Origin of the sequence: Streptomyces sp. NPDC059874 (assembly GCF_042731135.1) — a bacterium.
Classification (GTDB): Bacteria; Actinomycetota; Actinomycetes; order Streptomycetales; family Streptomycetaceae; genus Streptomyces.
In genome coordinates this window covers 1-12,402 of record NZ_JBHWJY010000136.1, presented here as the reverse complement: position 1 = coordinate 12,402, position 12,402 = coordinate 1, and the positions used below count along the sequence as shown (strand labels likewise).

12 protein-coding genes are annotated in these 12,402 nt (G+C 72.5%); 6 read left to right on the top strand and 6 right to left on the bottom strand.

What is annotated here, in order from left to right; genetic code table 11:
- Positions 1–465: 465 nt before the first annotated feature.
- Positions 466–1,122: a response regulator gene (locus tag ACFV9H_RS39895; RefSeq protein ID WP_385408634.1), complete on the bottom strand. Its 657-nt coding sequence runs from the start codon at positions 1,120–1,122 to the stop codon at positions 466–468.
- A gap of 221 nt (positions 1,123–1,343) precedes the next feature.
- Between ACFV9H_RS39895 and ACFV9H_RS39890 the strand changes: the two genes are divergently transcribed.
- The 4 genes from ACFV9H_RS39890 (at position 1,344) to ACFV9H_RS39875 (ending at position 5,809) form a co-directional block, all read left to right on the top strand.
- Positions 1,344–2,414, top strand: coding sequence for a peptidoglycan DD-metalloendopeptidase family protein (locus ACFV9H_RS39890; protein WP_385408632.1), 1,071 nt, complete (start codon positions 1,344–1,346; stop codon positions 2,412–2,414).
- A 101-nt stretch (positions 2,415–2,515) separates the two neighbouring features.
- A complete protein-coding gene (locus tag ACFV9H_RS39885; protein ID WP_385408630.1) occupies positions 2,516–3,697 on the top strand; it encodes a sensor histidine kinase in 1,182 nt (393 codons plus the stop codon).
- 124 nt (positions 3,698–3,821) lie between these two features.
- Positions 3,822–4,025, top strand: coding sequence for a cold-shock protein (locus tag ACFV9H_RS39880; RefSeq protein ID WP_030028954.1), 204 nt, complete (start codon positions 3,822–3,824; stop codon positions 4,023–4,025).
- 101 nt (positions 4,026–4,126) lie between these two features.
- Complete coding sequence (locus ACFV9H_RS39875; RefSeq protein ID WP_385408628.1) at positions 4,127–5,809, top strand: DEAD/DEAH box helicase; 1,683 nt, start codon at positions 4,127–4,129, stop codon at positions 5,807–5,809.
- A gap of 76 nt (positions 5,810–5,885) precedes the next feature.
- On the opposite strand, the gene ACFV9H_RS39870 is transcribed toward ACFV9H_RS39875, so the two are convergent.
- The 5 genes from ACFV9H_RS39870 to ACFV9H_RS39850 are packed head-to-tail and all read right to left on the bottom strand — an operon-like array spanning position 5,886 to position 10,276.
- The gene (locus tag ACFV9H_RS39870; RefSeq protein ID WP_385408626.1) at positions 5,886–6,815 is read right to left on the bottom strand and encodes a tyrosine-protein phosphatase; all 930 of its coding nucleotides are present in this window, start codon (positions 6,813–6,815) and stop codon (positions 5,886–5,888) included.
- Between the two features lie 30 nt (positions 6,816–6,845).
- Positions 6,846–7,919, bottom strand: a complete 1,074-nt coding sequence (locus tag ACFV9H_RS39865) for an NAD(P)H-dependent flavin oxidoreductase (protein ID WP_385408624.1) — start codon at positions 7,917–7,919, stop codon at positions 6,846–6,848.
- A 4-nt stretch (positions 7,920–7,923) separates the two neighbouring features.
- The gene (locus ACFV9H_RS39860; protein ID WP_385408636.1) at positions 7,924–8,673 is read right to left on the bottom strand and encodes a CoA-transferase subunit beta; all 750 of its coding nucleotides are present in this window, start codon (positions 8,671–8,673) and stop codon (positions 7,924–7,926) included.
- Positions 8,673–9,524 (bottom strand): CoA transferase subunit A, encoded by an 852-nt coding sequence (locus tag ACFV9H_RS39855; protein WP_385408622.1) that lies wholly within the window; start codon positions 9,522–9,524, stop codon positions 8,673–8,675. Before ACFV9H_RS39855 ends, ACFV9H_RS39860 begins: the two co-directional genes overlap by 1 nt.
- On the bottom strand, positions 9,521–10,276 hold the full coding sequence (locus ACFV9H_RS39850; RefSeq protein ID WP_385408621.1) for an enoyl-CoA hydratase family protein: 756 nt from the start codon (positions 10,274–10,276) through the stop codon (positions 9,521–9,523). Before ACFV9H_RS39850 ends, ACFV9H_RS39855 begins: the two co-directional genes overlap by 4 nt.
- A 56-nt stretch (positions 10,277–10,332) precedes the next feature.
- On the opposite strand from ACFV9H_RS39850, the gene ACFV9H_RS39845 reads away from it, so the two are divergent.
- Both ACFV9H_RS39845 and ACFV9H_RS39840 read left to right on the top strand, forming a co-directional pair.
- Positions 10,333–11,097: an SDR family oxidoreductase gene (locus tag ACFV9H_RS39845; RefSeq protein WP_385408619.1), complete on the top strand. Its 765-nt coding sequence runs from the start codon at positions 10,333–10,335 to the stop codon at positions 11,095–11,097.
- 1 nt (position 11,098) lies between these two features.
- Positions 11,099–12,013, top strand: coding sequence for an SDR family oxidoreductase (locus tag ACFV9H_RS39840; protein ID WP_385408617.1), 915 nt, complete (start codon positions 11,099–11,101; stop codon positions 12,011–12,013).
- Positions 12,014–12,402 lie beyond the last annotated feature (389 nt).

The window sequence follows — 12,402 nt, the reverse complement described above, 5'->3', positions numbered from 1 at the left end:
CCCGCAGGACGAGCGCGCAACCACGCTCACTTGTCGAAGCACCTGCCAAGTGCGCGAGGACGAGGAGATGCTCCGGCGGGGCACCGCCCCAACCCGGGTCGGTCCCGGCCCAGGAAAATCCAGCCTCGCCGGCGTTTGAGGCGCGGGGTCCGGGGCGGAGCCCCGGCAGCGAAGCCGCCCCGGCCGGGCCGGTCCCGGCCAGGGGGCAAACTCAGCCCCGCCGGGAGGCACGGGGCAGAGCCCCGGCAGCGAAGCCGCCCCGACCGGGCCGGTCCGGGCCAGGGGGCAAACTCAGCCCCGCCGGGAGGCACGGGGTAGAGCCCCGGCAGCGAAGCCGCCCCGGCCGGGCCGGTCCGGGCCAGGGGGCAAACTCAGCCCCGCCGGGAGGCGCGCGGCCCCGGCAGTGGCGCCGCACAGGCCGGGCCGGTCCCGGCCGAGGGGCGGATCCAGGCCCACCCGGGAGGGCTACGCGGCGTGTACGAGGCCGGCCTCGTGGGCGAGGATCGCGGCCTGGGTGCGGTTCGAGAGGTCCAGCTGCGTGAGGATGCGGGAGACGTAGGTCTTCACGCTGGCCGGCGACAGGTGCAGCGCCTCCGCTATCTGCTGGTTCGTGCGGCCCTCGCCGACGAGCGCCAGGACCCCCCGTTCCCCGGGGGAGAGGGACTCCAGGCGTTGCGCGTGCTCGGGGGTCTCGGGGCGGCCCTCGGCGGCTCGTTCCAGCAGCACCCGCATGACCGCCGGGGCCAGCACGCTGCCGCCCGCCGCCACCGTGCGGATGCCCGCGAACAGTTCCTCCGGGCGCAGGTCCTTCAGCAGGAAACCCGCCGCCCCCGCGCGCAGCGCGTCCAGCACCAGGTCGTCCGCCGTGTACCCGGTCAGGACCAGCACCCGCGGCGGTTCCGGCAGCCGCAGCAGCTGGAGGGTGGCCTCCATGCCGTCGACCTTCGGCATGACCAGGTCCATCAGCACCACGTCCGGCCGGTGCTCCCGCGCCAGCGGCACGGCTTCCGCGCCGTCGTGCGCCTGCGCGACCACCTCGATGTCCGGCGCGCTCGCGAGCAGGGTGACCAGCCCGGACCTTATGAGGCTCTGGTCGTCGACCACCATCACCCGGATCGTCATGTTGTCCCCGCCTCTACTGAATGCCGGTCTTATTCAGGACATTACTGCTATAGCGGGACTTAGTGCCCCGTAACCCTCCCTGCTCAGTCCCCTTTTGCCGTCCCCCTTGTCCTCTTTCGGCGACTTCGGCGACCCCCGTCCCTCCCGGACGGTGGATACCGAGGCCGAGAGCGCCACGGCGCAACCGGCCTTGTCCATGCCCCCGAAGTCAGGAAACCCGCATGTCTTTCCCGTCTGGTCGTCACGCCCGCCGCAACCGCACCCGTGCCCTCGCCGGCCTCGTCGTGGCCGGTATCGCCGCCCCCGCCGCGGTCGCCCTCATGGCACAGCCCGCGGCCGCCGCGTCGGCGGGCACCTGGGACAAGGTCGCCCAGTGCGAGTCCACCGGCAACTGGAGCATCAACACCGGCAACGGCTACTACGGCGGCCTCCAGTTCTCTTCGAGCACCTGGGCGGAGTTCGGCGGCAAGCGGTACGCGCCGCAGGCCAACCAGGCCACCAAGGCGCAGCAGATGGCCGTCGCCGAGAAGGTCCTCGCGGTCCAGGGCCCCGGGGCCTGGCCCAGCTGTGGCAAGGCCGCCGGCCTCCAGCGCGGCGGCCCGGCCCCCGAGGCGCCCGTCGCGGCCAAGCAGAGCGCCCCCGCCGCCGGCAGCAGCACCTACACCGTCGTCAGCGGCGACACCCTCGGTCGGATCGGCTCCAAGGTGGGCGTCGACTGGCAGAAGCTGTACTCCGACAACCGCTCCGTCATCGGCGGCGACCCGAACGTGATCATGCCGGGTCAGCGCCTCGCGTACGGCTCGGCCTCCGCCTCCGCCTCCGGTACCGGTACCGGTTCGAGCAAGTCCGCCGCCCCGCAGTCCTCCAAGGTGGAGAGCGGCAGCAACGGCAAGGGCGCCAAGCCCGTCTCCGGTGGCTCGGTCAGTGCCCGTTACGCACAGCCCGGTGGCTGGGCCGCGGGTCACCACACCGGCATCGACTTCGCCGTCCCCACCGGTACCCCGGTCAAGGCCGCCGCCGCCGGCACCGTCGTGTCCGCCGGTTGGCAGGGCTCGTACGGCAACGTAGTCGTCATCAAGCACGACGACGGCCGCTACTCCCTCTCCGCCCACCTCTCCAAGGCCGGTGCCTCCGCGGGGCAGCGCGTCTCCGCCGGACAGCAGATCGGCCTCTCCGGCAACACCGGCAACTCCACCGGCCCGCACCTCCACTTCGAGGTCCGCGCCGGCAACACCTACGGCGCCGACATCAACCCCGTGTCCTGGCTCGCCAAGTACGGCGTCTCCCTCTAAGACACGCGACACACGTCCCTCCGGGATGCCCGTTCGGCGGAACTCGGGCAACCTGGGGGGACGTTTGTGTACATAAGGGTGCGTCAGAGGGGGACATCGGCATGCACTTCCTGGAGCGCGTGCCGCGCCTGCTCACCGGCGAAGGTCCCGGCGCGCCCGATCCCGTGCGCGCCCGTCGCGTCGACCTCTGCCTGATCGTCGTCTGCGGGCTGCTCAGCACCCTCAACCTCCAGGACATCCACCGCATCGGCCTGATCGACGACTACGCCACCAGCCTGGCCGTCGGCTGGCTCGCCGCCGCCTCCCTGTACTGGCGCCGGTCCCATCCCTGGATCCCGGCCACCGTGGCCATGGCCGCCACCCTCGTCTCCGATGACAGAGGTCCGCTGATCTTCGCCGCCTACGCGCTGGCCGCCTACGGCGGCTCCCACCGCTTCATCGGGGGGCTGCTCATGTGCGTCGTCTACGTCGTCACGCGCGACATGTTCCTGCCCGCCGGGTACGCGGGGCGCGACCCCGCCTCCTTCGTCCTCGGCGCCATCCTCGTGCCGGGCCTCTACGGGGAGACCGTGCGCCGCAACCGGTACGTCATGGCCGCGCTCCGCGAACGGGCCCGGCAGGCGCACGCCGCCGTGGACCAGGCCGCGGACCTGGCCGTCGTACAGGAACGCACCCGTTTGGCCCAGCGCACCCACGACGGTCTCGGCCACCGGCTCACCGCGCTCACCATGCAGGCCGCCGCCCTGCGCCTGGACGCCGGCGCCGACCCCCGCGTACGGGAAGGGGCGGCGGCCGTGGAGGAATCGGCGCGGGCCGCGATGGCCGAGGTCAGGGAGGTGCTGGACATGCTGACCGACCCGGCCGGGCGGCGCGCGTACACCGCCCCCGTAGACGTGGGCCGCTTCCTGGCCGCCCTGGCCCGGAACATGCGGGCCACCGGCATGGAGATCACCCACCGGGTGCAGCCGGGGCTGGGGGCCTTCCCGGCGGCCGACGGGCGCCTGCTGCTGCGGATCGCCCGCGAGGGGCTCACGAACGCCGCGAAGTACGCGCCCGGGTCAGCCGTACGGATGAACCTTTTCGCGGAGGACGGGGAGGTCCGGCTGGAGGTCGTGAACACCGCCCCCGAGGGGGAGCGGATCGTCCTCGACTCGGGCGGGATGGGCCTTCCGGGCCTGCGGGCCGCCCTCGCCGAGGTGGGCGGCGCACTGTACGCCGGGACGACCAAGGACGGAGGTCACACCCTCGCGGCGACACTGCCCGACCGGCGTGTGCTAGCTTAGAGCTCGTTGCAGTTGTGGTACCCATGAACTTTATGTGCGCCTGACGGGAATGTTCCTCAGGCGCTTTTATTGTTTTTGCCGGAGTCTCCGGATGGGGCCCTTGCCATCTATTCAGGAGATTCAAATGGCACTTGGCACCGTGAAGTGGTTCAACTCGGAAAAGGGCTTCGGCTTCATCGAGCAGGACGGTGGCGGTCCGGACGTGTTCGCCCACTACTCGAACATCGCCACCCAGGGCTTCCGTGAGCTGACCGAGGGCCAGCGCGTGTCCTTCGACGTCACCCAGGGCCAGAAGGGCCCCCAGGCGGAGAACATCATCCCCGCCTAATTTTTTCAGCATGCCGGGGTCCGCACCGCGAGGTGCGGGCCCCGGCTTGTCTGCTGTCTCGACCTTTGTTTTACCTGCCGGTTTCAGGAGGGCTTTCTCGCATGACCAGCTCCAGCTCCGCACGACCCAGCCGCCGCCCCACCCGGGGTCGAGGTGCGGCCCAGGGACGTCCGAAGGCTGGCGCGGGACGGCAGAAGTCCGCCCCCGCCCCCCGGCCCCAGGAATTCACCATGCCCGAGCCGATCGCCCCGGCGCTGCCGCCGGTCGAGTCGTTCGGGGACATGGACATGCCCGAGGCGCTGCTGAAGACCCTCGCCGCCCAGGGCGTCACCGAGCCGTTCCCGATCCAGGCCGCGACGCTGCCGAACTCGCTCGCCGGCCGTGACCTGCTCGGCCGCGGCCGTACCGGCTCCGGCAAGACGCTGGCCTTCGGCCTGGCGCTGCTGGCCCGTACCGCCGGCCGCCGCGCGCAGCCGAAGCAGCCCCTCGCGCTGGTCCTCGTACCGACCCGCGAGCTCGCGCAGCAGGTGACCGACGCCCTGGCCCCGTATGCCACGGCCGTCAACCTGCGCATCGCGACCGTCGTCGGCGGCATGTCGATCAACCGGCAGTCGGGCGCCCTGCGCCGCGGCGCCGAGGTGCTCGTCGCCACCCCCGGCCGCCTGAAGGACCTCATCGACCGCGGTGACGCGGACCTCTCGCAGGTCTCGATCACCGTCCTCGACGAGGCCGACCAGATGACCGACATGGGCTTCATGCCGCAGGTCACGGCGCTGCTCAAGCAGGTCGACGCCGGCGGCCAGACCATGCTGTTCTCGGCGACGCTGGACAAGAACGTCGACAAGCTCGTCAAGATGTTCCTGACCGACCCGGTCGCCTTCTCCGTCGACCCGTCCGCCGGTGCGGTCAGCACGATGGAGCACCACGTCCTCTACGTCATGGACGAGACCGACAAGAAGGCCGTGGCCACGCGCATAGCCGCTCGCGACGGCCGGGTGATCATGTTCGTGGACACCAAGCGCGGCGTGGACCGCATGGTCAAGAAGCTGCTCGCCGACGGCGTCCGAGCCTCCGGCCTGCACGGCGGTCGCTCGCAGCCGCAGCGCAACCGCACCCTGGACTGGTTCAAGACGGGCGAGGTCACCGCGCTGGTGGCCACGAACGTCGCGGCGCGCGGCATCCACATCGACGACCTCGACCTCGTCGTCAACGTGGACCCGCCCACCGACCACAAGGACTACCTGCACCGCGGCGGCCGTACCGCCCGCGCCGGCGAGTCCGGCAGCGTGGTCACCCTGGTGCTGCCCGACCAGAAGCGGGACATGACCCGCCTGATGTCGGACGCCGGGATCTCCCCGCGCACCGCGCAGATCAAGTCCTCCGACGAGGAGCTGGCCCGGCTGACCGGCGCCAAGGAGCCCTCGGGCATCCCCGTGGTGCTGGACGTGCCGCAGCCGACCGCGCCGAAGCCGCGCAACGGTTCCGGTTCGGGTTCCGGCTCGCGCCGCCGCTCCGGCGGGCCGCGCACCGGCTCCGCCACGGGCGGCGCCCCGGCGGCCGGCGGCCGTGGTCGCCGCTCCGCCGGCGCCGGCTCCGGGCAGGCCCCGGCGGCCTCCGGTTCGGGCCAGGCCCGTCGTGGCGGCCAGGGCGGCGGCAACGGCGGAGCCACTGGTTCCGGCGAGCGTGGCCGGCGTACCGGGGGCGGCGCCTCCGGTGGTGCGGCCGCGGCTTCCGCCCGCAGCCGGGTCGGCTCGGGCGGGCAGGGCCGCCGCCGGGCGGTCTGACCGTACGTACTCCGACGCCGGGCAGTGCTTCGCGCACTGCCCGGCGTCGTGCTGTCGTGCCGTGCCGTGCCGTCCGCTAGCGGACCATCTTGTTCTGGAGCTTCGCGAGCGTCCTCAGGTCCAGGCCGAGGCCTTCCGTCAGATAGCCGTAGAAGCCGCCGTAATCGGCCTCCATCTGCGCCGTCGCCGCGTCCAGGTAGTCCTGGCGGACCTCCTGGAGCGGGATCAGCAGGTCGGGGTTCTGCATCCGGCCGGACTGCTTGAGGCCCGCCCGCACCTGCGCGTCGTAGGCGGCGCGGAAGGTGTTCGACGCCAGGTAGTCGCCCTCGGCGGTGCTCTCGGGGACGGCCAGCGCGCGCAGCAGGACGTAACTCATCCAGCCGGTCCGGTCCTTGCCGGAGGTGCAGTGGTAGAGGAGCGGTCCCTGGGTGCCGTCCGCTATCTCCCGCACGGTCTGCGCGAACTGCGCCCGGTTCTCGGGGCTGGTCACGAAGTTCCGGTAGATGTCTCGCATGTAGGCCTCGGCGCGGCCGCCGCCGAGCATCTGCTCCTGCTTGACGGGGTCGCCGCTGGAGATCGCGCCGACGAGGGTTCCGTAGAGGCCGAGGTCGTTGACCGGGCGCGAAGTGGGGGTGAGCCCAGTGGGCAGCCTGTCGGCGCCGTCGTACTGGAGCTCCATGGGGACGCGGAAATCGACGACCTTCGTGAGGCCGAGACCGGAGACGGTGCCGATGTCCGTCGCGGTCAGCTTGCTCAGTGCGTCGGAGCGGTAGACCAGGCCCTGGCGGACCTGACCTCCGGTCCAGGTGCGGTAGCCGCCCAGGTCACGGAAGTTGACCGCGGCCTGGAGGGGGATCTGACGGATCGTTGTGGCTTGCTGCTGGTGGTGCCGGGCACTGACCCCGGCTCCGGGCGCCGCCACCGCGTACGCGGAGGCGGGCAGGGTCCCGATGACGAGTGCGGCGGCGGCCGCCGCGGTCGCCAGGCGGATTCGGGCACGGCTCATAGGTGCGACTCCTGTGACGGAGAAGGGGGATCACCCTGGTGGTGGCAGGGTGCGGAGCGAGTGCAGTTCTTCGAGTGCCTGTCGTGCTTCGGCCATGACGCGGGAGACGAGCTCCGCACAGGACGGGAGATCGTCGATCACCCCCGCGACCTGGCCCGATGCCATGACTCCGAGGTCCGTACGGCCCTCGACCATGGACGCCTTGAGGAGCATCGGGGTGTTCGCGGCGAGCAGGACCTGGCTCCAGGACAGTTCCTTGCCGTGTTTCATCGCCAAGCCGTCGCGCACCATTTGCGACCAGCTCAGGCCGGACAGCTTCTTGAAGCCGGCCGCGTGCCGGACGGCCCGGGCCAGCGCCCGGGTGCGGCCCGCCCGCTCCAGGGAGTCGACCAGCTCGGTGCGCAGCATCCGGTGCGGCAGACCGTCGACTGCCGTGGTGACGGTGACGTCCTTGACCGTGGCCTTCAGGTACTCGGCCTTCACGGCGTCCGGGACGGTGGAGTCGGAGGTCAGCAGGAACCGGGTGCCCATGGCGATGCCCGCCGCCCCGTAGGCCAGCGCCGCGACCAGGCCGCGGCCGTCGCTGAAGCCGCCCGCCGCGACGACCGGGATGTCCACGGCTGCCACCACCTGCGGCAGCAGCACCGTCGTCGCCACGTCCCCGGTGTGGCCGCCACCCTCCCCGCCCTGCACGATCACCGCGTCGGCGCCCCACGCGGCCACCTTCTCGGCGTGCCGCCGGGCCCCGATCGACGGGATGACGACGACGCCCGCGTCCTTGAGCCGCCCGATCAGCTCCTTGGAGGGCGCGAGGGCGAACGAGGCCACGCGTACGCCCTCGTCGATGATCAGCTGGGCGCGCTCGGCCGCGTCCCCGGCGTCCGCACGCAGATTGACCCCGAAGGGCGTCCCCTCCGGGACACGGGACTTGACCTCGTGGATCGCCGCCCGCAGCTGCTCCATCGTCATCGTCGCCGAGGCCAGGATGCCCAGGGCTCCCGCGTTCGCCGCGCCCGACACCAGACGGGGACCGGCGACCCAGCCCATGCCCGTCTGCACGATCGGGTACCGGGTGCCGACCAGCTTCGTGAATGCCGTCTCCATCGGATCAGCCCCGTACTTCCCGGTCCCGCAGCCCCTTGGGGTCGATCACCTCGCGGATCAGCCGCAGCTCCTCGGCGGTCGGCTCCCGGGTGTACGGAACGTCCTCGGCGATCGCGAGATCGAAGCCGGTGGCTTCCCGGACCTGGTCGACGGTGACCCCGGGGTGGAGGGAGGCCAGGCGCATCGAGTGGTCGGGGCCGGTGAAGTCGAAGACGCCGAGGTCGCTGACCACCCGGGGCAGGCGGTGGTAGCGGGTGGCCGAGGGACCGGCCGCCTCGGCGCGGTCGTAGCCCACGCCGCTGACCATGTCGACGCGTGCGACGAAGACCCGCGTGGAGTGCTTGGGGATCCAGTAACTCACCGGATTGTTGAGGGTGTTGACCGGAGCTCCGCGCACTCCGAGGAGCTGGCGGGTCGGCTGTTCCCAGTCGCCGATGCAGGAGATGTTCTGGTTGCCGAAGCGGTCGATCTGGCTGGCGCCCATCATCACGTGGCGCCTGCCGCCGGTGACCATGGTCAGGTGGCGCCGGTACGGGAGCCAGCCCTCGGCCGTGCCGTCGAGTCCGACGAGCATGGCCTCGCCGTCGGTCAGCAGCAGGTCGGGGGAGAAGGTCCGCTTCGCGAGCCGGGCGCCGAAGGAGGGGATCAGTCCCATCGGGCTGGCGAGGACCTCGCCGTTGTCGCGCCAGGCCTCGGCGCAGGCGATCACGCAGTACTCGGGCCGGGTGGGCGGGAGAAGGGGGGAACGACTGATCACTGCTGCTCCTCGTGCCAGGTCCGGACGGCGGACTGGTAGTCGTGCTCGCTCGCCCCGGACAGGAAGCGCGCCCGGAACTCGGGCCAGGGGGTGGTCGCGTAGAGCTTCTGGAAGGCCTCGTCGCGGTCGTAGTCGGGGACGCAGGAGGTGAAGTGCGCGCCGTTCGGGGTCTCGACCACCCCGGTGACGGAGTGGCGGCTGACGAGGAGGGACTGCGGGGGGCCGGACTTGGCGAGCTCGGCGGTCTCCACGAGCTGCTCGCAGGAGACGTAGGCGGCGTCGGCGGCCTCGCAGAACAGGTCGTCGAAGTAGGGGTCCGGGCCCAGGTACTGGGCGTTGCCGAGGCGGTCGGCGCGGTTCAGGTGGACCAGGGCGGCGTCCATCCGCAGGGCGGGCACGGCGACGAGCTCCTCGCCGTCGGCGTAGGGGGAGGTGACGGTGCGCAGCTCCGGGTTGACCCGCATCACGTCGGAGCCGAGGCCGGCGCGGACGGGGAGGAAGGGCAGCCGGTTGGCGGCGGCGTGCAGGCCCCACATGAACATGGCCTCGTCGAGCTCGGTGAGGGTGAAGGCGGCGCGCTCGCGGGCGGCCCGGAAGTGGGGCTCCAGCGGGATCGAGTCGAGGGTGGCGAAGGGGGCGACCAGCTTGCGGATCCGGCCCGCGGCGGCCAGCAGCCCGACGTCGGGGCCCCCGTACGAGATCACGGTGAGATCGGTGATCTCGGAGCGGAGCAGTGCCCGCACCAGGGCCATGGGCTTGCGCCGGGAACCCCAGCCGCCGATGCCGATGGTCATCCCGCTGCGGAGCTGCCCGACGACCTCTTCGGGGCTCATGGTCTTGTCCGTCATGCGCTCTGTCCCTGTCCCTTCCCGAAGGTGTCCCGCACCCGGTCGGCCACTCCGCTGAGGTTGGCCTCGAAAGTGAAGCCCTGCTCGAAGCGGTAGCTGCGGCGCACGTCCACCGGGTCGATCCCGTTGATGGCGGCCTTGGCCAGCCGGATGAGATAGCCGTCCTTCTTCGCGATCTCGGCGGCCAGCTCCAGGGCGGCCGCGCGCAGTTCCTCCCGCGGGACCACCTTCCAGACCGAGCCGTGCGCGTGCAGTTCGGCGGCGGTCGCGGTGCGCGAGGTGTAGTACAGGGCACGCATCAGGTGCTGCGGGACGAGGCGGGCCAGGTGCGTGGCGGCGCCGAGCGCGCCCCGGTCCAGCTCCGGCAGGCCGAAGGTGGCGTCGTCGGAGGCGACGATCGCGTCCGCGTTGCCGACGAGGCCGATGCCGCCGCCCAGGCAGAACCCGTTCACGGCCGCGACGACCGGCACCTCGCACTCGTACACGGCGGCGAAGGCCTCGTAGCAGCCCCGGTTGGCGCCGATGAGGGCGGCGTGGCCGGTGTCGCGCTGCATCTCCTTGATGTCGACACCGGCGTTGAAGCCGCGGCCCTCGGCGGCGAGGACGACGCACCGGGTCTCGGGGTCGCGGCCGGCGGCGCGCAGGGCGTCGGCGAGGTCGTACCAGCCCTGCACGGGCAGTGCGTTGACGGGCGGGAAGTCGACTGTGACAAGTGCGATGCCCTTGTCCGGGCTTGAGGTGGAGACACCCATGAGCGGATCAGCTACCTTTCCACCAAACATTTGTTAGGTGAGGAAGGTAGCAGCCTATGGAGCTCGACGGGAGGGTTGTCGTCGTCACCGGCGGAACCCGGGGCGTCGGCGCCGGAATCGCCCGGTCGTTCCTCGCCGCCGGCGCGCAGGTCGTCGTCTGCGCGCGGCGGCCACCGGAGGAACCCGTGTCGGCGGGCGGCCGCAAGGCGTCGTTCCTGCCGCTCGACCTCCGCGATCCCACCGCCGTGCAGGAGTTCTTCGGCACGGTCGCCGACCGTCACGGGCGGCTCGACTGCCTGGTCAACAACGCCGGCGGGACCCCGTACCGGCTGCTGGGGGAGGGGGAGGCGCAGCGCCACGCGCGGGTCGTCGAACTCAACCTGATCGCGCCGATGACGGCCTCGCTGGCGGCCTATTCGTGGCTGCGGGAGACGCGGGGCTCGGTCGTGATGATCGGCAGCGTCAGCGGGACCAGACCCTCGCCGGGGACGGCGGCGTACGGCGCGGCCAAGGCGGGCCTGGAGAACCTGGCCCGCTCCATGGCCGTCGAATGGGCGCCCGAGGTACGGGTGAACTCGCTGGTCCTGGGCATGGTGCGGACCGAACTGTCCCACCTGCACTACGGGGACGAGGCCGGGATCGCGGCGGTCGGCGCGACCGTGCCGCTGGGGCGTCTGGCGGAACCCTCCGACGTGGGGGAGGCCGCCGTGTTCCTGGCCTCCGACCGGGCCGGATACGTGAGCGGGGCGAGCCTGCTGGTGCACGGGGGCGGGGAGCGCCCCGCGTTCTTGGATGCGGCAACTGTGAACAAGGAGAGCTGAGATGGCGGGTCTTGCCGAAGGTCGTGTGGTCATCGTGACGGGCGCGGGGCGGGGGCTGGGCCGGGCCCATGCGCTGGCCTTCGCGGCGGAGGGGGCGAAGGTCGTCGTCAACGACCTCGGGGTGGGGCTGGACGGGCTGCCGGGCCCGGACTCCCCGGCGGCCCGGGTGGTCGAGGAGATCCGCGCGCTGGGCGGGGACGCGGTGGCGCACGGCGGGGACATCGCGACGAGCGAGGGCGCGGCCTCGCTGGTGGCGACGGCGGTCGACACCTTCGGGCGGCTCGACACCCTGGTCAACAACGCCGGGTTCCTGCGGGACCGGATGCTGGTCAACCTGGACGAGGACGACTGGGACGCGGTCATGCGGGTGCACCTGAAGGGGCACTTCCTGCCGCTGCGTTCGGCGGCCGCGTGGTGGCGGGCGGCGGCGAAGGCCGGCCGGCCGGTGGCGGCCCGGGTCGTCAACACCTCCTCGGGGGCCGGGCTGCTGGGCTCGGTCGGACAGGGCAACTACAGCGCGGCGAAGGCGGGCATCCTGGGCCTGACGCTGGTCGCGGCGGAGGAGATGGGCCGGTACGGGGTCCAGGTCAACGCGATCGCCCCGGCGGCGCGGACCCGGATGACGGAACAGGCCTTCGCGCAGACCATGGCCGCGCCGGGGGAGGGGGTCTTCGACGCGATGGCTCCCGAGAACGTGTCCCCGCTGGTGGTGTGGCTGGGCGCGGACGCCTCCGCGGGGGTGACGGGCCGGGTCTTCGAGGCGGAGGGCGGCCGCATCACCGTGATGCAGGGCTGGCGGCCGGGTCCTACGGCGGACCGCGGAGCCCGCTGGACCCCTGCCGAGGCGGGTGAGGCGGCGGTCAAACTCCTGGCGCGGTCGGAGCCGCCGATGCCGGTGTACGGGGCGGCGGGCTAGCGGCCGCGCCGCCGCGCCGCTGCCGGGTGCGCCGCCCCGCGCCTCAATCGCCGGCGAGGCTGGGTTTGCCCCCGGGCGGGGTCTCGGCCCGGCTGGTGGGGCTCCGCCCCACACCCCGCGCCTCAAACGCCGGCGGGGCTGGGATGGTCCCCCCGGGCGGGATCTCGCCCCTCGGGTCCGCCCCGCGCCTCAATCGCCGGCGGGGCTGGGGTGGTGTCCCCGGGCGGGATCTCGGCCCTCGGGTCCGCCCCGCGCCTCAATCGCCGGCGGGGCTGGGGTGGTGCCCCCCGGGCAGGTTTCGCTCCTCGGGTTGGTCCGCGGTGTCCCTCCGGGGCGTCTCCTCGTCCTCGCGCACTGAGGGTCATCCCGGCTGCTGAGCCATGGTTGCG